Origin of the sequence: Clostridium sp. C1 (genome assembly GCF_018223625.1) — a bacterium.
Lineage (GTDB): Bacteria > Bacillota_I > Bacilli_A > Erysipelotrichales > Coprobacillaceae > Allocoprobacillus.
Map to the genome: position 1 here is coordinate 2279088 of NZ_CP073631.1, position 20582 is coordinate 2299669.

Below are 20582 nucleotides of genomic sequence, written 5' to 3' on the forward strand. Positions count from 1 at the left end.
ATGTTTTATTGTAGTATATAGTTGTAATCTCGAGATACAAAAAATAAAAAGAAGGAGAAAGAATATGATGAAAGCAATAATTACTGGAATTGATATAAGTAACAGTAATTTAGAAAAAACTACTATTATACAAAAAGATGATTTAGTTGAGCTTTATGACGATATAGGCTTACTACCAAATTGTCATGAGGATTTAAAAAAACATTTTATTGAGATGATACGTGAAAAGTATAGCGAACTTATCTGTAGAATTGTAGAGCAAAAAGATTTTACACCAACAACAAAAAAAATTTATTTACAACTTTTGCCATATATATTTGATGCAAACTTGATGCCATTGGTAAGTGAAGAATTTGACAATAATATTTTGCCAAATGGTTGGATAAAGGGGCAACTTTATACGATAAGTGGCTCTTCGGGTGGAGGTAAAACAGCATTAGGAATTATGTTTTCCTCAGTGCTTATGTTGGGGGTAAATCCCCAACATAAAGATCATATAGAGCAAAAGCAAGTTCATGTATTATATATTAATCTTGAGCAGGCTCAAGAAGAGGTGGAAAAAAGATTTGTTTCTTGCTTTTCAGCTCTTAATGATTTAGATAGAGCGATTGCGTATTCTGATATTATGAACCCAAGTGAAATAAAAAAATTGGCAGATTATAATTTTGCATCACACTTGTATTCATTTTACAGTTCAAATTTGACTATATTAAATCCAAATGACTTTTGTTCTCTTGATATTATTGACATAGAGGGAAAAGTTAAAGATATATGTCAAAAAGAACATATTGATTTTGTAGTTATCGACCAATATCAAAATATAAGTGGATCTGAAGAAATAAGTGAACATATTGCTACTGAATTACGCAATATGGCAAGAAGTTTAGATTTACCTGTTTTAGTGCTTGGTCAAATGAATAAATTATCACAACAAGATAGCATGAATGAAAATGGTCAAATGGATATAAATAAAATCTCAGCAATATCTTTAAAAGGAGCTAGTGCTCTTGCACAACAAAGTACAAATGTAACCTTTATCATACCTACTGGAAAAACAAAAATAGTCAATGGTCATCAAGGGGAGATTGTTTTAATAGCAAATAAAAAAGGACGTTATGGTTGTGGAGAAGGAGTTAAAATGCTGTTTTTAAAACAATTCAATTTATTATTGGATCTTGAAGCTGATAAAGAAACTAGTAATAAGAAAAATGGAGGATTTGTAGATGACAACATATAGAATGTCAATGTTAGAAAAAATATGGATAGTAAATTTTCGTGGCATGATTGGGTTGCTTACACAAGAATATAAGAAAGATCAAGAAATAAAACAGAGCTTTTCTAATGGAACTACTTTAACAATTAGATGTTCTCAAGATACACAACTTTCAATTTTTGATATTGCAGTATTACATGCGATTCATAGTATTTTCATAGAAAAAGATGGGATTTCACGTTTTGAACCTCTTCACATTTTGAAAATTTTAACTGGAAATAACAAAGCACACTTTTGTAAGAATAAAGTTAAAAATAAGACAATTGATGAAAAGGAAATTGTTAAATCAATAAAAAAACTAAGCATGGTCAATATTCTTGAAATAAATAAACAAAAACTAATATCATGGAAATTAGTGGATCTAGAAGTAATAAATGGGTGTTTTGAGCTTAAAAACGAACCTGTATTGTTGTATATTGTTGAAAATCAGTTATTAGATGGAATAAGTTTAAATGTTTATCCCATAAGTGTAATGCATATAAAAAGTGAAAATGCTAAACATAATATACATCAAACTAAGAATATTATGGAATTTAAATTTTACACCATACACAATATTTTGTGTTCAAAAGAAACAACAATAATAAAAAATAAACAGATAAAAGAATATTTAGGGATAAATACTCAGATTATGACAAATAGACAAAAGTATAAAGATAAATTGATATCATACGATCTCTACAGAAAGACAAATAATTTCATTAATCGTCAATTTAGATTGAATGTGACAGTTTTCTTAAATGTATTGATGTCTTCAGATGTAATCAAAGATTTTGAAGTATCTAGTGATGTCACTAAAATATATCAATAAGAAACATTTTGTGGTCTATTTATGAAATAATGCAAATTTTAAGATAAAAAAACAGTGCTTTAAAAGACTATTCTAAGTGATATCTCTACGAGATATCACTTAGAACAAATAATAAGAACAAAGTTGCAAAGAAAGGAAGTTATTTATAATTATGAAGCAAAATAAACAATTAAATATTAGCCGTTTGGAGCTGATACAAAAAGGTTATGTCAATCAAAAAGAATTAGCAGTTTTTCTAGATGTAGGAAAAAAGAAAGCGAAAGTTGTATATGATAATATTTGCGCTGATATCCATCATAATGGTAAAAGTGTTGATGTTTTAGGAATCCCTACATCTAGAGCGTTGGATTATATAGGGTTAACCGAAGATGACATTAGACGATTTGCTAATGATGAGAAAAAGGAGGTGATCAACTATGACAGTTAGAAAAGATAATGAAAGAGGGACATGGATAGCTGTAGTATATTATAATGGAAAACATTATTGGCGAAGAGGTTTTAGAACCAAACGTGAAGCAATAAAAGCTGAATTAGAGATTAAGGCTGGACTGCAGACTCCAAAAAAACGTATGAAATTAGATGAGTTAGAAAATGAGTTTCTAGCTCATCAAAAATTACGCTATAGTATGACTACTGTGAAAACCAATGAATCACGATATAATACACATATAAAACCCTATTTAGGTAATAAATATATAGATAATATTAGTGTGAAAGATATACAATCGTTAATCAATACTCTTAAAATGTCTAAAAAGGAATATAAAAACTCATATATTAATCATATTATTGAGTGTATATCAAAGCTGTATAATTATGCTATGGACATGGAATATATTGATTACAATCCAACAAAGAAAGTGAGAAAGTTAAAAGAGTCACAGTCAGGAATAAAATATATAACCTTAAGTCAATTTCAAAGGTTATATCAATCTGTTGATGATTTCTACTATAAAACTTTCTTAATGATTTTGTTTTATACAGGAATTAGAGTAGGTGAAGCAAGGGCGATTCGTTGGGAGCAAATAGACTTTAAATCTAACGAGATGAAGATAAATGCACATATAGTAGATAAAGGTGGAACAAGACGTGTTGACGGACGTAAGAATAATAAAGATTATACTATCATTATGCCTTTTAATGTAAAAGAAGCTTTGTTAAATATCTATAATATTGAAAAAAATAAGGATGGCTTTAATGATGATAAATATGTGTTTGGTTACTATAAGTCATGGTCTTATAATAAAATAAGAACACGATTTAAAAAGGCTTTAAAAGATGCGGGTTTAGAAGATATCAAGTTACATACTTTAAGACACTCTTATGCATCGTTACTTGCTAACTCTGGAGCTTCTATACAGGAATTAGCTGGGGCATTGGGTGATACATTAGAAGTAACTATCAACACATACTCTCATATGTATGATGATGTAAATGAAAAAATTAGCAATAGAATAAATGCAATTATTTCGGAGGGAGATTCCTCCTTTTTTATTGATGAAAGAGAAAATAAAAGTAATCAAAAAGAATAAGATATAGTATTATTCTAGAAATTTATGGTATAATTTATTAAAGAGAAAATCAAAACGTAGTATATAATAGATTATTTATTGTGCTAACGAGTGTGCTAACGAAGATAGGATATTAAATTCAATTTTATGGTTTTTAAGCGTTCCAAAATGAGGAAAAGTAACCCTATTGGAACGTTTTGGAAGTGATTGGAGATAATGATTTATATTAATATCTCTCCCCTCGCCTCCACCAAATTTAATGTGCAATGTGGATGTCATTATCATTTTGATTTTCATTTACTTAAAAAGTCTATTTATATTGTATGTTATCCTATTAAAATAGAGATATCTGTTCTATAAATAGACTATTTTTATTTTAAATTATGTAATATAAAGTTTATTTGTATATTCCACATTGATTATATTGATATAATAAAGGAGAATAATGGTCTTGTGATAATATATTTGTTGTTGTACCTGATATAGTGTGATTGTTTATTCCGTTAACACATTGAATAAGATTAATAATTTCATTAGAAAAAATAGGATATGTATTATGTGCTGGATAAATAGTGATGTCTTTGTTCTTAAAAAGATTATCAAGCATTAAAAGGGATTGAAGATATTGATTTAGGTTTCTGTTGTGGCCAAACATATAGATGGGGCCATATGATATCGTATCTCCAGAAAATAGAATATGATTTTCTTGATCATATAAACATATTGAACCGGGAGTATGTCCAGGGGTATGAATAACATGAAATTGTTGATTTCCTAAATTAAAGATATATTGATCATCAATGGGTATTATATCTGAATCGTGATTGGGTAAATAAGTTATTTCATCAGGATAAATATGGATTTCTTTAAATGGTGTTATATTTTTAGTATGATCTCGATCAGCGTGTGTAAGGCATAAGGAAATTGGAAGTGATGTGATTTCTCTGATAGCGGATATAATGTCAAAAGAGAATGCTCCAGTATCAACAAGTAAAGCTTTGTTTTGACCAATGACGAGATAGGATCTGACCATACCCTGATCGAATGTGTATAAAGTGTCATTGATTTGTATTATTTTTGTATTCATAATTGTTCACCTCTACAAAATTATAACATAAATAGTTATGTAAAAATAAAAATAAAAGAAAACATGCAAGAAAAAACATTGATAGAAAGGGAAAAAAAGAGAAAAGATGAAAAAATATGAAAAAAATGCTTGCAAAGGGGAGGAATAGATGATATTATAGATGAGCACTCGAGAGAGAGGGCGACAGGAACATTGAAAACTGAACAGTAAACACGTCAATAAAGATAGAAAAAAAGAAAGAGTCAAGAAGACATGAAATTGTCTGAAGATAGAAAAGGACAATGGAGAGTTTGATCCTGGCTCAGGATGAACGCTGGCGGCGTGCCTAATACATGCAAGTCGGACGCAATGCTTCGGCATTGAGTGGCGAACGGGTGAGTAAGACATAAGCAACCTGCCCCTGTGAGGGGGATAACTGCTGGAAACGGCAGCTAAGACCGCATAGGCATAGAGGACGCATGTCGACTATGTTAAATATCCCACGGGATAGCACAGGGATGGGCTTATGACGCATTAGCCAGCTGGTGAGGTAACGGCTCACCAGGGCGACGATGCGTAGCCGGCCTGAGAGGGTGGACGGCCACACTGGGACTGAGACACGGCCCAGACTCCTACGGGAGGCAGCAGTAGGGAATTTTCGGCAATGGGCGAAAGCCTGACCGAGCAACGCCGCGTGAAGGAAGAAGTCATTCGTGATGTAAACTTCTGTTATGAAGGAAGAACGGCAGATGGAGGGAATGCCATGTGCGTGACGGTACTTCATGAGGAAGCCACGGCTAACTACGTGCCAGCAGCCGCGGTAATACGTAGGTGGCGAGCGTTATCCGGAATCATTGGGCGTAAAGAGGGAGCAGGCGGCAGTGCAGGTCTGCGGTGAAAGACCGGAGCTAAACTTCGGTAAGCCGTGGAAACCGCACAGCTAGAGAGCATCAGAGGATCGCGGAATTCCATGTGTAGCGGTGAAATGCGTAGATATATGGAGGAACACCAGTGGCGAAGGCGGCGGTCTGGGGTGCAGCTGACGCCAGTCCCGAAAGCGTGGGGAGCAAATAGGATTAGATACCCTAGTAGTCCACGCCGTAAACGATGAGTGCTAAGTGTTGGGGGTCAGACCTCAGTGCTGGAGTTAACGCAATAAGCACTCCGCCTGAGTAGTACGTTCGCAAGAATGAAACTCAAAGGAATTGACGGGGGCCCGCACAAGCGGTGGAGCATGTGGTTTAATTCGAAGCAACGCGAAGAACCTTACCAGGTCTTGACATGGAGATAAAGGCCCTGGAGACAGGGAGATAGATATATCTCACACAGGTGGTGCATGGTTGTCGTCAGCTCGTGTCGTGAGATGTTGGGTTAAGTCCCGCAACGAGCGCAACCCCTGTTGCCAGTTGCCAGCATTAGGTTGGGGACTCTGGCGAGACTGCCTCTGCAAGGAGGAGGAAGGCGGGGATGACGTCAAATCATCATGCCCCTTATGACCTGGGCTACACACGTGCTACAATGGACGGATCAGAGGGAGGCGAAGCCGCGAGGTGGAGCGAAACCCAGAAACCCGTTCACAGTTCGGACTGCAGTCTGCAACTCGACTGCACGAAGCTGGAATCGCTAGTAATCGCGAATCAGCATGTCGCGGTGAATACGTTCTCGGGCCTTGTACACACCGCCCGTCACACCATGAGAGTTGGTAACACCCGAAGCCGGTGGCCCAACCGCAAGGAGGGAGCTGTCTAAGGTGGGACTGATGATTGGGGTGAAGTCGTAACAAGGTATCCCTACGGGAACGTGGGGATGGATCACCTCCTTTCTAGGGAGAAGAGAAGATGTGGATACTGTTTGGTTTTGAGTGTATCTGGAAAGATGCATTCAAGGCAGGAACATTGAAAACTGAACAGCAAACTTTCTACAAGAAAGCGAAGAAACGAAAGATGAAAGAGATCAGGAAGAAGGTCGAAATCATCTAGTTGCAAACTAAGAAAGCACGAAAAGAGAACACTTTAGGTTAAGCGAAGAAGAGCGTATGGCGGATGCCTGGCCACCAGGAGGCGAAGAAGGGCGCAGCAAACGGCGAAACGCGACGGCGAGCAGTAAGCATGCAAAGACCCGTCGATGTCCGAATGGGGAACCCGTCATCCATGAGGATGACATCGATGAAGAATCGAGGCGATACGCAGGGAACTGAAACATCTCAGTACCTGCAGGAAAGGAAAGTAAGAACGATTCCGTAAGTAGTGGCGAGCGAAAGCGGAGGAGCCCAAACCATCGTATGATGGGGTTATAGGGGTGCCGATAAAGCCTATTTGACATGACAGGAGAAGCGCAGGGGAAGGCGCAGCGAAGAGGGTGAAACTCCCGTATCCGAAGTCGTGGAGGAAGGCGAGGCAGGCCCTGAGTACGTCGGGACACGAGGAATCCTGACGGAAGGATCGAGGACCATCTCGAAAGGCTAAATACTCCCTGGTGAGCGATAGTGGACCAGTACCGTGAGGGAAAGGTGAAAAGAACCCCGGGAGGGGAGTGAAAGAGAACCTGAAACCATATGCTTACAAGAAGTCAGAGCCCGTTAATGGGTGATGGCGTGCCTTTTGTAGAATGAGCCGGCGAGTTATGATGTGGAGCGAGGTTAAGCAGGGGATGCGGAGCCGAAGCGAAAGCGAGTCTGAAGAGGGCGAAAGTTGCATGTCATAGACCCGAAACCGGGTGATCTAGCCATGATCAGGTTGAAGTCGGGGTAAGACCCGATGGAGGACCGAACCGACCCCCGTTGAAACGTTGGCGGATGAATTGTGGCTAGGGGTGAAATTCCAAACGAACCCGGAGATAGCTGGTTCTCCCCGAAATAGCTTTAGGGCTAGCGTCGTCAGGAAGTCGCATGAAGGTAGAGCACTGAATATGTGATGGCCTCATCTCGAGGTACTGAGCATAATCAAACTCCGAATGTCATGAAGACATGGACGGCAGTCAGACCATGGGTGATAAGGTCCATGGTCAAGAGGGAAACAGCCCAGACCATCAGCTAAGGTCCCCAAATACATGCTAAGTGGAAAAGGATGTGGAGATGTACAGACAACCAGGAGGTTGGCTCAGAAGCAGCCATCCTTGAAAGAGTGCGTAACAGCTCACTGGTCGAATGACTCTGCGCCGAAAATTTACCGGGGCTAAGCATGATACCGAAGCTATGGATTTACGATGTAAATGGTAGGGGAGCGTTCCAGACAGCGAAGAAGCGATACCGTAAGGAGTCGTGGAGCGTGTGGAAGAGAGAATGCCGGTGTGAGTAGCGGCACGTGGGTGAGAATCCCACGCACCGGAGACCCAAGGATTCCAGAGGAAGGTTCGTCCGCTCTGGGTAAGTCGGGACCTAAGGCGAGGCCGAAAGGCGTAGTCGATGGACAACGGGTGGAGAATCCCGTACCGGAGTGCAGGCGAGGGAGTGACGGAGAAGGCTAGGACAACCAGCTGACGGAAAAGCTGGAGCAAGCGAGGTAGGGGTCATCCAGGCAAATCCGGATGGCATAACCCGAAGGCGTGAAGCGGATGGAACATTGCGATAAGTACAGAAGAGTCTGAAGCCAGCTTCCAAGAAAAGCTTCTAGCATAACTGCATTCTGCCCGTACCGAAAATGGACACACATGGGTAAGGAGAGAATCCTAAGGTGAGCGAGAGAACTATAGCTAAGGAACTCTGCAAAATGACTCCGTAACTTAGGGAGAAGGAGTGCTCAGTGGAAGCTGAGCCGCAGTGAAACGGCCCAAGCGACTGTTTACCAAAAACACAGCTCTCTGCGAAGACGCAAGTCGAAGTATAGGGGGTGACGCCTGCCCGGTGCTGGAAGGTTAAGGGGAGTGGTCAGCGCAAGCGAAGCCATGAACCGAAGCCCCAGTAAACGGCGGCCGTAACTATAACGGTCCTAAGGTAGCGAAATTCCTTGTCAGGTAAGTTCTGACCCGCACGAAAGGCGTAACGATTTGGGCGCTGTCTCGGCTGTAGACTCGGTGAAGTCTTAGTACCTGTGAAGATGCAGGTTACCCGCGACTAGACGGGAAGACCCCATGGAGCTTTACTGTAGCCTGATATTGGACTCTGATGCATGATGTACAGGATAGGTAGGAGGCTGAGATACGGATACGCCAGTATTCGAGGAGCCGACGTTGGGATACTACCCTTGATGCATTGGAGTTCTAACCGGGCCTCATGGAACTGAGGACGGGACAGTGTCAGGTGGGCAGTTTGACTGGGGCGGTCGCCTCCCAAAGAGTAACGGAGGCGCCCAAAGATACCCTCAGCATGGATGGAAACCATGCGCAGAGTGCAAAGGCAGAAGGGTGTTTGACTGCGAGACAGACGAGTCGAGCAGGGACGAAAGTCGGGCTTAGTGATCCGGCGGCACCGCATGGAAGGGCCGTCGCTCAACGGATAAAAGCTACCCTGGGGATAACAGGCTGATCTCCCCCAAGAGTTCACATCGACGGGGAGGTTTGGCACCTCGATGTCGGCTCATCGCATCCTGGAGCTGAAGTCGGTTCCAAGGGTTGGGCTGTTCGCCCATTAAAGCGGTACGCGAGCTGGGTTCAGAACGTCGTGAGACAGTTCGGTCCCTATCTGTCGTGGGCGCAGGAAGTTTGAGGAGAGCTGCCCTCAGTACGAGAGGACCGGGGTGGACGGACCGATGGTGCACCAGTTGTCACGCCAGTGGCACAGCTGGGTAGCCAAGTCCGGAAGGGATAAACGCTGAAGGCATCTAAGCGTGAAGCCCCCTCCAAGATGAGACTTCCCATTCTTCGGAAGGAAGGTCCCTCCAAGACGAGGAGGTAGATAGGTCATGGGTGCAAGCATGGCGACATGCTGAGCTGAATGATACTAATAGACCGAGAGCTTAGCCATAAGAAGTGGGAGGAAGGAAGCTGTTCAGTTTTGAGCGTTCGTGCTCAGATGATCTGGTGGCGAAGGCATGATGGACACACCTGTAACCATGCCGAACACAGAAGTTAAGCATCATAGCGGCGAAGATAGTGGGCAACTGCGACAATAGCACGCTGCCAGTTCATGTGAGGGAATAGTCATTCTATTCCCTTTCTTTTTTATTATAGGAATTTGATTTCTTTTGATTGATAAATGCTTAAAGCAAATATTGACAATGAGCAAAATAAAAAGTAATGCACCAGCATTACTCTATTTTTCTGCATGCAAAAACGTAACCAGATATATCATTTCTTGACCTGGTGCATTGTTCCTTTTCCACATTTCATGCAGATGCATGACAGTTCATCATCTCCATCAGCCTCCGCTATTTCACTTAATATGTATCCGTCAAGTTTCATTTCACATCCGCATCCGTCACATTTCATAAGTACCTTATCTGATTCATATGTGTCATCATGGAGAAGCATTTCATCAACTTCTTCTGGCGTTAATGGTTTGACTTCTGAGATATTTTGATGTGTAGATGCATCTTTCTTTGTACGGGATGTCATTCTTCCGTCCTCCTTCAAAGGGATTATATGTTTCAGCATAATTCATGATCATTCCACATCTGCATTTGATGGGATCCCTCTGAAATGATTGTATCATAAAATAACGGAAATGTGTCTTCTGGATTTGAATTTTTGCGATGGTCTGTCTTTCCTTCTTGTACTGTGTTTCTTTTTTCTGCTTATGAGCCAGAAGCTCAGCCATTCTATTGTAATGTCTGGTCGACCTGTTGGAATAGAATCCATAGTATCGAGTCATTGTTGAATACCAAATTAAATAAAAAGTAAAATAAAGAAAATAGTCAAAATAAAAGAAAAAGTCTTATCATAGTGAATGAATAAGAAATAATCACTTTAAATGATAAGACTATTTTGTCGTCCTCATGACGATTATAGAACCAATGAATCATTTTGGTCGTGTCATTATATTCTACAATTCTGCTTTCTGCCATGACAGGTCTGTTGGTATAGCGTGTTATATATGCGACGGTATCATCAACATCATCTTCGCTCTGGTCTTTTTTTGGTTCTTTGGCATAGACATAGAAACCATCGGGATAGTTTTTATAAAGGTAATTTTTAAGTGCATGGAATTGTCTTGTGTTGATTTTCCTGTCAAGAAGGTCAAGGATTTGATACATCCAGGTTTTTCTGAGCTTATTGAAATCCATATAGGCAAGGCTTTTAATGCAGTCCTTCCTGAGATTGAGTATAAATGTCAATATAATTTTGTACAAAAATGATCATTTATGATGTACAATTATGTTCCTGTTCAATATAACTAGGAATACTTCTTAATATTAGGATTCCTCTTCGTTTGGCTTCATATGATCTTTTAACCGATAGGATTTACCCGTTATAGTTACCACATGCGCGTGATGAAGGACTCTATCTAAAATGGCATTTGCCATTACCGCATCACAGAAAACTTCATCCCACTCACTAAAATTGATATTTGTAGTTAATATCGTGCTTCTTTTTTCATAACGTCTATCTATCAGTTGAAAGAATAATTTCGCATCATCTTTATTAATTGGAAGATAGCCAAGTTCATCTATGATCAATACTTTATATTTGGTAAAATGGCGAAGTCGATCTTCCAATCTGTTCTCATTATTTGCTTTCTTCAATTGTTGAATAAGGTCATGACATTTGATGAAATATGTACTATTTCTACGCTTTGCTGCGGCGATGCCTATACTTACAGCCAAGTGTGTTTTACCTACACCACTATTACCTAGAAATACGATATTTTCACAATTCTCAATGAATCTGAGTGTCTCAAAATCCAATATCTGTTGTTTATTAATTGATGATTGAAAATCAAAATCAAAATCCCTTAATTCTTTATGGTGAGGAAAAGCTCCTACTTTAACCATTGATTTGATCGTATTCTTTTCTCTATGATCGATTTCTATTTGGGTCAATTTAATCAATCCTTCAGTAAGGGATAGATTGTTCTTAGTTATGTAATCCAATATCTCATCTAAATTTTCATTCATTTGACTTAGTTTCAAATAATTCAGGTTATTTCTTAATTGCATATATGTACTACTCATTGTATATTTCTCCTATCAAATTTAAATTTTCCTTAGCTAGTTGTTTAATTTCATCCGAACTATCTTTAAAACTTACTTCGTATATTTTTTGATAATGCTCTTCATGATAATTGTATTTTGACTGAGATATTTGATGAATTGTTATGAGTTTTGTGTTAAAATGCACATGTATATAATCATCAAATATTTGTAGTTTCACTGTTTTACCAATATATTCTGGTGGTGCGGAATATTTATTTCCTTTATAGGAAAATAAGCTTTGTGAATCTACTTTTACTGGTTTAATGGTGATTTTATATTGATTTCTTATCTTTTCTTGTGGTAAGGGGGATAAGAAATCTTTTTCTTTTTGAATATGAAGCTTCGGAATTTTTCCTATTTCACTGTGCACCTGGCAATTATGCCTTTCATTAATTTCCGTTACTTTTTCATTCAGTTGTGCATAGTTTAATTTTCCATTATAGGCATATAGTTCATCCCATAATTTCATTGGTGCTTCAACTTTTCCTTTACTCCATGGTTTTCCGGCAATACATGGTTTCACTACAAAGCCATAATCATTTGCAAATTGTTGAAACTTCGCATTGACCTTTCCACTCGAATATTCTGTTCTTGCCTCATCCATAACCGTTTTCATATTATCGGTTTTTAAAATGTCAGGCACACCACCTGCTGCTTCAAATGCCTGATCAAGATAATGGAATAGAGCACCTTGCTTTTTGTAAGCGAAATAAAATTAACTTTATATCTTGAATAGGAATAAACAAGTGCAAAGATATTTAATTCAATAACTTCACCTGTATTTAAGGTATAATGCATATTTTCCTTCCAGTCTAATTGTGCTTCAACTCCCATACCCGTCTCTCTTTTGATTGACTGATGATTTGTAGTACTGTTTCTAACTTTACCATTCACTGTCCTGTTTGTTCTGCCATTAAAGTATTTATCGAATTCCTCATGTTGACTGATCCACTTTCTAAAATGTGAAGCTGAGCATTCTAATCCATGATTATCTTTTAGATACTGCCATAAAACTCTTTTATAAAAGAAAACTTGAGTATTTTGATTGATCAGTAAGTCATATATTATTTGATAAAATTTATCTAACTTACTTTTTCTTTCTCTTTTCTTTGGCTTAGTATAACCATTCATATATTTATCTATCAATCTTCTATCGACACCAAGCTCTCTGGCAATCTGTGATTTATTTATTTTCAATTTTAACTCCTCTACTAATACTTTCAATTTTGGTAAATCAAGCAAGCAATTAATCTCAATACTTGAATTGACTGTTAAATTCATAATCATAATATAACCTCCAATAAAAACTGAATTATTATATTATGTTGAATTGATTTTGTACATTTTTATATGATCATTTTTGTACATATTAATAGTAGCATTTATAATTGAGGGCATCCTGACAGACAAGCATGTGGATATGAGGATTGAATTCAAGGAGTCTGCCAAAAGTATGAAGGGTAGAGATGGCACCAAAAACAACATTATCCTTTGTATCCTTATAGAGATAGGGGGAAGAGGATTTTCGGAGCTTTCTGTGTTTTTCGAGTCTTTTGTTTTTTCTGAATTTAGCATCGTTGGCAAGAGCGCTGATGGTATTTCTGGAAACGATGAATAAAAGGTCGAGGAGAGAACGATCTCTGATGAAATAATCACGGAGCTCTTGGGCAACAGTAAAAACGATATGGCGATGCTTGCAGGAGAAAGTCATGGCAGAGATGGAAATGGAACGTTGTTTAGCAGATTTAGCGGCACACTTAGAGCAGAATCTGGATTTGCAGGTATGAGGGATGGTCGTTTCAAAACCGCAGTCAGGACATTCACACGTATCAAAACCAAGATAGACGGAACCACAGAGGATAGTATCGAGAATATTCTTATAAGTCACATCACGCATTCTATTGTCATTGTAAAGCTTAGTAATATAATCGATATTATCAAAAAAAATATAACCAAAAGATTCTTTAGTATTCTTTCTTATATAAGAAGATAAGACAGCAGAATCGTATAAAAGAGTATCAGGAGTAGAGAGATCAATCATAAGAACACCACCCGAGATAATTATACAGCATTAAAAAAGCGATAATCATCAAAGATGATTAATCGCCATGGACAAAATTTATTTTGTCCTTTTTTTATTTTGTATACTGAAAGAGAACTACCTTGTCTCATCTGGTGGTTCTTTTTTATGATATATTTGATGATAATCATCAAACATTAAAATGATGATCAACTTAAATAATATTTATTTATATTAGTTTAAATGATAAATTGAAATACTCAAATTATACTTATATAAAAAAAATATGTGATTTTTATAACTTTTTATATAAAGCAAAAGTATCTAAAAACTTAATAAATGTTAATATAAAATTTAAATTCCTTTTTAAAATATTTACAAAACACTTGTTATAGTGTTTTTATTTTTACAATTCTTTACAAAATGAAGATATTTAACTGAATTTTATAAATGCTATACTTTACTCGCTAAGGAGGAAGTATGAAAATGAAAAATAAATTTTTTAAATTGGGGATGAGTGCTCTTGTTGCAGCAACATTTTTAACAGGATGCGCTGAAGAAAGCACACAAGCAAAGGTTGATTTAAATTCAATGACAATTGAAGAAATTACAGAAAAAGCAAAAGAAGATGGAGAAGTCAATTCTGTTGGAATGCCTGATACATGGGCTAACTGGGTTGAAACATGGACAGAACTTGAAGATGAATATGGAATTAAACATACGGATACAGATATGTCTAGTGCAGAGGAACTTGCTATTTTTGCAAATGAAGCAAGTGATGCAACAAAAGACATCGGTGATGTTGGACAATCATTTGGGCCAGTTGCAGAAGAACAAGGTGTAACTTTACCTTATAAAACATCATATTGGGATTCAATTCCTGATTGGGCTAAAGATGATAATGGTGATTGGATTATAGGATACTATGGTACAATTACATTTATTACAAATACTGATCTTGTTGATCAAGCACCAAAAAGTTGGCAAGATGTTTTAAATGGAGATTATACATTAACAATTGGAGACGTTTCAGTAGCAACTCAGGCACAAAGTGCATTATTAAGTGCTGCTATCGCTTTTGGTGGTAGTGAAAGCAATATACAGCCAGGTCTAGACTTTTTCAAGACTTTAGCTGAAGAAGATCGATTAGATATGGGAGACACAAGTGTTGCACGTTTAGAAAAAGGTGAAATAGAAGTTGCAGTTTTATGGGATTACAATTCATTAGGATATCGTTCACAAATCTTAGAAAATAATGCCAATGCTCATTTTGAAGTATCAGTACCAACAGATGGAGCAATTCAAAGTGGATATTGTACAATTATTAATGCCTATACAAAACGTCCTTATGCTGCTGCATTAGCAAGGGAATATATTTTATCTGATGAGGGACAGATTAATTTAGCTAAAGGTTATGCGCGTCCAATTCGTGATGATGTAGAATTACCAGAAGATGTAAAGGCAATGCTTTTACCAGATGAACAATATAAAAATGCACGCTTTATTGAAGATCAGGAAGCTTGGGATCAAGCTGTGTCAGATTTATCAACATCTTGGCAGGAGGAAGTTGTTGCTTATGCACAATAATAAAGTTGTATTTGTTTTATTAGATGGATTACAGAGTGAATATGCTAGAGAGCATTTAGGTTATTTAGAACATTTATGTGAACATAAAAAGGCGGCTAAATATGAAGTGCTAGGTGAATTACCTAGCGCTTCACGCCCTATGTACGAAACAATTTTTACTGGATTACCAGTATATGAACATGGAATTACAAATAATAATATATGTCGATTATCTAATCAAATCCATATATTTGAATTACTTAAACAGAATCATAAAAAAAGTCTAGCATTAGCATATTATTGGATTAGTGAGCTCTATTTATCAGCACCATTTAATAACTTTCAAGATGTCTATCATCATGATCCAAAGTCTTATATAGACCAAGGTTTTTTCTATTATGAAGACACTTATCCAGATAATCATTTATATGCATTATCATCAAGTTTAATGTCACATGATCAATATGATTTTGTGTTTATACATCCAATGGGTATCGACGATGCAGGCCATAAATATGGTGCAGGTTCACAAGAATACGCGCAAGCAGTTATTCAAAATGATAAACTCCTTTCAACATATATTCCACAATGGATTAAAGATGGGTATAGTGTTGTGGTAGGTGCAGATCATGGAATGAGTGAAAATGGTTATCATGGTGGTAATAGTCATCAGCAACGCACCACAGCATTATATATTATTGATCAACGCATTGTGAATGGGTATCATTCACAAGTTCTCACAACATTAGAGTTTGCGCCGTTGCTTTGTTATTTATTGGATATTCAAGCAACTGAAAAAATGAAACCTTTGGAGGTGAAACGTATTCATGAAAGCAAAAAAGAACTATAAATTTTATCTGTTCGCTTTATTACCCTTTTTTATCATTGTCTTATTATTTGAAATATTACCATTAATTAATATTGTGATAGAAAGTTTTTCAAAGACAGGTGGTGGAGGTTTTACTCTAGACCATTTTGTTAAAATTTTTAGTACACGTCTATATCAACAGTCTATTTATAACAGTTTATGGATATCTATTTTTTCAGCTGTTGTTGGTATATTTATTGCATTTATTGGTGCAAAAGCAGCACATAATGCCAGTCCTAAAATAAGAAATGCTTTCACTTCAGTATTAAATATTACAAGTAATTTTGCTGGAGTTCCATTAGCTTTTGCTTTTATGATTTTATTAGGAAATGTTGGTATATTAACATTAATTGGAAAAAATTATGGAATAGAATTTTTGGCTAATTATGATTTATATACAATTAATGGTTTGTTATTAACTTACATTTATTTCCAAATTCCATTAGGAACTTTATTGATGCTTCCTATTTTTTCAGGATTAAGAAAAGAATGGAAAGAAGCTGTAGGACTATTAGGTGGAAACAGTTTTCACTATTGGTTTAAAGTTGCAATACCATCATTATTACCAAGTATATTAGGAACATTTTCAGTTTTATTTGCCAACTCATTAGCGGCTTATGGAACAGCATATGCATTGTTGAGTAATAATATTTCTCTATTACCAATTCGTATTTCTCAACAATTTGTTGGTGAAGTTGTTCAAAATCAAGAATTTGGTTGTGCTCTTTCATTGGTCATGATGGCTTTAATGGTTATTTCAGTTTTAATTACAAATAAATTACAAAAGAAATCAGGTGGTGTCCAATGAAATTAAAAACACAATTATGGGATGGATGTATTTTATTTATTATCGCAGCATTTTTAATTATACCATTAGCTTTAACTTTCTTATATTCTGTTTTTACAGCATGGATGGATATTTTACCAACTGGTTTTACTCTTAGCTTCTATTCAGAAATATTAACAGATGGAGCTTTTATTAATTCATTATTAAGATCTTTAGTTATTTCTTTTGTGCCAGTGTGTATTTGTAGTTTGGCTATATTATTAGTTCTTTATGTGACAACATTATATATGCCAAAATTAGAAAAGTATATTGAAATTTTATGTAATATCCCATATGCCATTCAAGGTGTTATTTTAGCAGTAGGTATAATTTCACTATATTCAGGTAAACCCGGCTTTTTATCAAATCGTCTTTTTCTTTTAGTAGGAGCTTACTGTATCATTATATTACCATATACATTTAGAGGTTTAAAAAATACTATTGGCGCATTAAATGTGAAATGTGTTGTAGAAGCTGCACAGGTGTTAGGTTGTTCTCAACTACATGCCTTCTTTGCAATTATTATTCCACAAATGAAAAATGGAATTATTTCAACAATGATGTTAGCTTTTACAATGTTATTTGCAGATTTCGTCGTTGTTAATATGATTGCCGGAAGTGCATTTAGAACAGCAGGTATTTATTTATATCAAACAATGTCAAAATCAGGACAATTATCAAGTGCAATTATCGTTATTCTTTTTATTACAACATTTATCATTTCAACATTAACATTAATGATTCAAAATAAAGCAGTCACAAAGAGGGGGAAAAATTAATGGCATACATTGAATTTAGAGATATATGCAAAAGCTACGATGGTGAAAATCAAGTTTTAAAAAATATTCATTTAGATGTAGAAAAAGGTGAATTAGTTACATTACTTGGACCAAGTGGTTGTGGAAAATCTACATTATTACGATCTTTAGCAGGATTAGAGCAGATTAATTCAGGCAGAATTATATTAGATGGTAAAGATATTACAGATGTACCAGTTCAAAAACGTGGTATAGGGATGGTTTTTCAACAATACTCATTATTTCAAAATATGAATGTAGAAGAAAATATTGCCTTTGGTTTAAAAATCGCAAAAGTAGATAAAAATCAGATAGCTCAAAAAGTACAGCGTGCTATTGAAATGGTAGATTTGGTAGGAAAAGAAAAAAGTTATCCGAGTCAATTATCTGGTGGACAACAACAACGTGTAGCTATCGCAAGGGCAATCGTTATGGAACCAAAAGTTCTATTATTAGATGAACCATTAAGTGCAATTGATGCAAAATTAAGACGTGAGTTACAGGAAAAAATCAAACGTGTACAAAAAGAGTTAAAAATTACAACTATATTTGTAACACATGATCAAGATGAAGCCATGATTATGTCTGATAAAATTCATTTAATGAATGGTGGAATCATTGAACAAAGTGGAAATCCTGTAGAATTATATACACACCCTGTTTCTAAATTTGCGGCTGAATTTATAGGACATTATAATATATTAGATAATCATCAATTAAAAACATTGCTACCAAAACAAGACTTTGATAATCATTATTATGCAATTAGACCAGAAACCATTTCTATTCAAAATGAACCAATTCAAGATCAAAATGTCTATAGTTTTGAAGCAAAAGTTAGTCACTATATTTCAAGAGGAAATGTTTTACGATATACATTAAATTGTCATGATGTTATTTTAAAATCAGAAACATTGTTTAGAAGTTTTACACTGTTTGATGAAGGACAAAAAGTGTATGTTGGAATTGAGCCACATAATATTCTAGCCATTAGAGAATAAATGAAGACTGTTTAAAGACAGTCTTTTTAGACTATTAATGGAAATGAAAAAGAATTATAATAGGAGAGGGATGATAAAATATGATAAAACAAAATTTACACACACATTCACTTTATTGTGATGGCAAAAATACAATCGAGGACATGACTTTAGAAGCTATTCAAAAAGGTTTTACGATTTTAGGTTTTTCAGGACATGGGAATTGTCGAGAAATAGATGATTACTCTATGACTGATGATAACACTAAAAAATATATTCAAGATGTCCTTGAAGTCAAAGAAAAATATAAAGATCAGATACATATTTTTTTAGGTATTGAAGAAGATATTTTAGGACAAAGCTTTGAAAAAAATAATCCATATGATTATATTATTGGAAGTGTTCATTTTGTAAAAGCTGGTGAAGAATATTTAGCTGTTGATCAAAGTCAGGAAGTGACGCATAAGATTGTAGATTATTATGGGGATTTTTTAAGCTATGCTCAAAGTTATTATGAAGAAGTGAAAAAAATAGCTTATAGAAGTGATGTAGATATAGTAGGGCATATTGATTTACTTACAAAGTTTAATGAGAATGAAGAATTTATTGATTTTGATGATCAGGAATATTTAAAATTAGCATATGAATGTATTGATATTCTTGTTGGTCAAAAGAAAATTTTTGAAGTCAATACAGGTGCTATTGCCAGAGGACAAAGAAAAACACCTTATCCACATCATATACTATTAAAATATATTCATGATCATGGTGGGAAAATCTGTCTTAATAGTGACTGTCATCAAAAAGAAATGTTAGATTGTTATTATAAAGAATCTTTAGAATTGATTCAAGATTGTGGTTTTACATCTATGATGGTGTTAACAGATCAAGGATTTATAGAAAAAGATATTCAAGAATTTTTATAAAAATGGAGATAAATAATGGAACAGAATTTTAATTTACATACGCATACAACACGCTGTCATCATGCTGTTGGAAAAGATGAACAATATATTCTGGCAGCGATAGAAGCTGGAATGAAAACAATAGGATTTAGTGAGCATATGGCCTATCCTCATGTAGAAATAGCTGCTGAACGTATGTATAATCGAGATGTTCAAGAATATTTACATACGATGTATCAATTAAAAGATAAGTATAAAGATCAAATTGAAGTATTAGTAGGCTTTGAAATAGAATATTATGATGATCAAAAAGATTATTTACTTAAAATGAAAGAATGTTGTGATTACATGATTATTGGACAGCATTTCCGCTATTTTGATGGATATAATTATGATTATTTTAATAATGATGAAGATGTCTTGATGTATGCAAATCAAATTCAAAGTGCTTTGGAACTAGGATTAACAAGATATATAGCACATCCAGACTTCTTTATGTTAGGAAGAAGACAATGGACACCAGCATGTGACAAGGCATCACAAATCATTGTTGAAGCGGCTAAAAAATATCATGCTGTTTTAGAAATTAACTTAAATGGTTTAAGATATGGGAAACTCTACTATCAAGATGGTTTGGCATATCCTTATCCACATCCAGAATTCTTTAAACATGTTACAAAAGAAAATAAAGTTTGTTTTGGTTATGATGCCCATCATCCTACAACTTTATTAGAACATCAACGTATAGATATATGCTTGGATCTTTTAAAAGATTATGATTTTAACTTTTTAGAAGATATTCATGAAATATTATGATGATGACTCTGTCATTGTATTATGTGTTATGGGAACTATGTTGTATTCAATAATAAGAAATGTATAAAAGTATTTA

17 protein-coding genes, 3 rRNA genes and 1 pseudogene are annotated in these 20582 nt (G+C 35.7%); 15 read left to right on the forward strand and 6 right to left on the reverse strand.

All coding sequences use genetic code 11. The features are described 5' to 3' along the window. Positions 1–64 precede the first annotated feature (64 nt). From KEC48_RS12240 to KEC48_RS12255, 4 genes are all read left to right on the forward strand, one after another. A complete protein-coding gene (locus KEC48_RS12240; protein ID WP_211962575.1) occupies positions 65–1237 on the forward strand; it encodes a DnaB-like helicase C-terminal domain-containing protein in 1173 nt (390 codons plus the stop codon). Continuing rightward, positions 1224–2084: a hypothetical protein gene (locus tag KEC48_RS12245; protein ID WP_211962577.1), complete on the forward strand. Its 861-nt coding sequence runs from the start codon at positions 1224–1226 to the stop codon at positions 2082–2084. Before KEC48_RS12240 ends, KEC48_RS12245 begins: the two co-directional genes overlap by 14 nt. A gap of 151 nt (positions 2085–2235) precedes the next feature. Further along, on the forward strand, positions 2236–2511 hold the full coding sequence (locus tag KEC48_RS12250; protein ID WP_211962579.1) for a hypothetical protein: 276 nt from the start codon (positions 2236–2238) through the stop codon (positions 2509–2511). After that, on the forward strand, positions 2501–3616 hold the full coding sequence (locus KEC48_RS12255) for a site-specific integrase (RefSeq protein WP_211962581.1): 1116 nt from the start codon (positions 2501–2503) through the stop codon (positions 3614–3616). Before KEC48_RS12250 ends, KEC48_RS12255 begins: the two co-directional genes overlap by 11 nt. 376 nt (positions 3617–3992) lie before the next feature. Here the strand turns inward: KEC48_RS12255 and KEC48_RS12260 are convergent, their stop codons facing one another. After that, positions 3993–4682 carry an MBL fold metallo-hydrolase gene (locus KEC48_RS12260; RefSeq protein ID WP_211962582.1) on the reverse strand — a complete coding sequence of 230 codons (690 nt, stop codon included), beginning with the start codon at positions 4680–4682 and terminating at the stop codon, positions 3993–3995. Positions 4683–4960: 278 nt separating this feature from the next. Here KEC48_RS12260 and KEC48_RS12265 point away from each other — a divergent pair. The 4 genes from KEC48_RS12265 (at position 4961) to rrf (ending at position 9722) form a co-directional block, all read left to right on the forward strand. After that, positions 4961–6483: ribosomal RNA gene (locus KEC48_RS12265) — 16S ribosomal RNA — on the forward strand. 16 nt (positions 6484–6499) lie between these two features. Beyond that, positions 6500–6640, forward strand: a complete 141-nt coding sequence (locus KEC48_RS12270) for a hypothetical protein (RefSeq protein ID WP_211962230.1) — start codon at positions 6500–6502, stop codon at positions 6638–6640. A 36-nt stretch (positions 6641–6676) separates the two neighbouring features. Further along, positions 6677–9561 (forward strand): 23S ribosomal RNA (locus tag KEC48_RS12275). A gap of 52 nt (positions 9562–9613) precedes the next feature. Continuing rightward, a 5S ribosomal RNA gene (gene rrf / locus KEC48_RS12280) occupies positions 9614–9722 on the forward strand. Together the 16S, 23S and 5S rRNA genes form the textbook arrangement of a ribosomal RNA operon. A gap of 162 nt (positions 9723–9884) precedes the next feature. On the opposite strand, the gene KEC48_RS12285 is transcribed toward rrf, so the two are convergent. From KEC48_RS12285 to KEC48_RS12305, 5 genes and pseudogenes are all read right to left on the reverse strand, one after another. Beyond that, complete coding sequence (locus KEC48_RS12285) at positions 9885–10151, reverse strand: hypothetical protein (RefSeq protein WP_211962584.1); 267 nt, start codon at positions 10149–10151, stop codon at positions 9885–9887. A gap of 299 nt (positions 10152–10450) precedes the next feature. Then, positions 10451–10819, reverse strand: coding sequence for a transposase (locus KEC48_RS12290; RefSeq protein ID WP_211962586.1), 369 nt, complete (start codon positions 10817–10819; stop codon positions 10451–10453). A gap of 129 nt (positions 10820–10948) precedes the next feature. Further along, positions 10949–11707, reverse strand: coding sequence for an IS21-like element helper ATPase IstB (gene istB / locus KEC48_RS12295; RefSeq protein ID WP_211962065.1), 759 nt, complete (start codon positions 11705–11707; stop codon positions 10949–10951). Beyond that, positions 11704–13015: pseudogene (gene istA, locus KEC48_RS12300) on the reverse strand (IS21 family transposase). Before istA ends, istB begins: the two are co-directional and overlap by 4 nt. Positions 13016–13097: 82 nt before the next feature. Beyond that, positions 13098–13769 (reverse strand): transposase zinc-binding domain-containing protein, encoded by a 672-nt coding sequence (locus tag KEC48_RS12305; RefSeq protein WP_211962588.1) that lies wholly within the window; start codon positions 13767–13769, stop codon positions 13098–13100. A gap of 465 nt (positions 13770–14234) precedes the next feature. Between KEC48_RS12305 and KEC48_RS12310 the strand changes: the two genes are divergently transcribed. The 7 genes from KEC48_RS12310 (at position 14235) to KEC48_RS12340 (ending at position 20506) form a co-directional block, all read left to right on the forward strand. Next, positions 14235–15335 carry an extracellular solute-binding protein gene (locus KEC48_RS12310; RefSeq protein WP_087298240.1) on the forward strand — a complete coding sequence of 367 codons (1101 nt, stop codon included), beginning with the start codon at positions 14235–14237 and terminating at the stop codon, positions 15333–15335. Next, a complete protein-coding gene (locus tag KEC48_RS12315; protein ID WP_211962592.1) occupies positions 15325–16164 on the forward strand; it encodes an alkaline phosphatase family protein in 840 nt (279 codons plus the stop codon). Before KEC48_RS12310 ends, KEC48_RS12315 begins: the two co-directional genes overlap by 11 nt. Then, positions 16142–16990: an ABC transporter permease subunit gene (locus KEC48_RS12320; RefSeq protein ID WP_087245807.1), complete on the forward strand. Its 849-nt coding sequence runs from the start codon at positions 16142–16144 to the stop codon at positions 16988–16990. The genes KEC48_RS12315 and KEC48_RS12320 overlap by 23 nt, the downstream gene beginning before the upstream one ends. Further along, complete coding sequence (locus tag KEC48_RS12325; protein ID WP_087245805.1) at positions 16987–17787, forward strand: ABC transporter permease subunit; 801 nt, start codon at positions 16987–16989, stop codon at positions 17785–17787. Before KEC48_RS12320 ends, KEC48_RS12325 begins: the two co-directional genes overlap by 4 nt. Beyond that, on the forward strand, positions 17787–18806 hold the full coding sequence (locus tag KEC48_RS12330; RefSeq protein ID WP_087245803.1) for an ABC transporter ATP-binding protein: 1020 nt from the start codon (positions 17787–17789) through the stop codon (positions 18804–18806). Before KEC48_RS12325 ends, KEC48_RS12330 begins: the two co-directional genes overlap by 1 nt. Positions 18807–18886: 80 nt before the next feature. Next, positions 18887–19711 carry a histidinol-phosphatase HisJ family protein gene (locus KEC48_RS12335; protein ID WP_211962594.1) on the forward strand — a complete coding sequence of 275 codons (825 nt, stop codon included), beginning with the start codon at positions 18887–18889 and terminating at the stop codon, positions 19709–19711. 15 nt (positions 19712–19726) lie between these two features. Continuing rightward, entirely contained in the window at positions 19727–20506 is a 780-nt protein-coding gene (locus KEC48_RS12340) for a PHP domain-containing protein (RefSeq protein ID WP_087245799.1), read from the forward strand. Positions 20507–20582 lie beyond the last annotated feature (76 nt).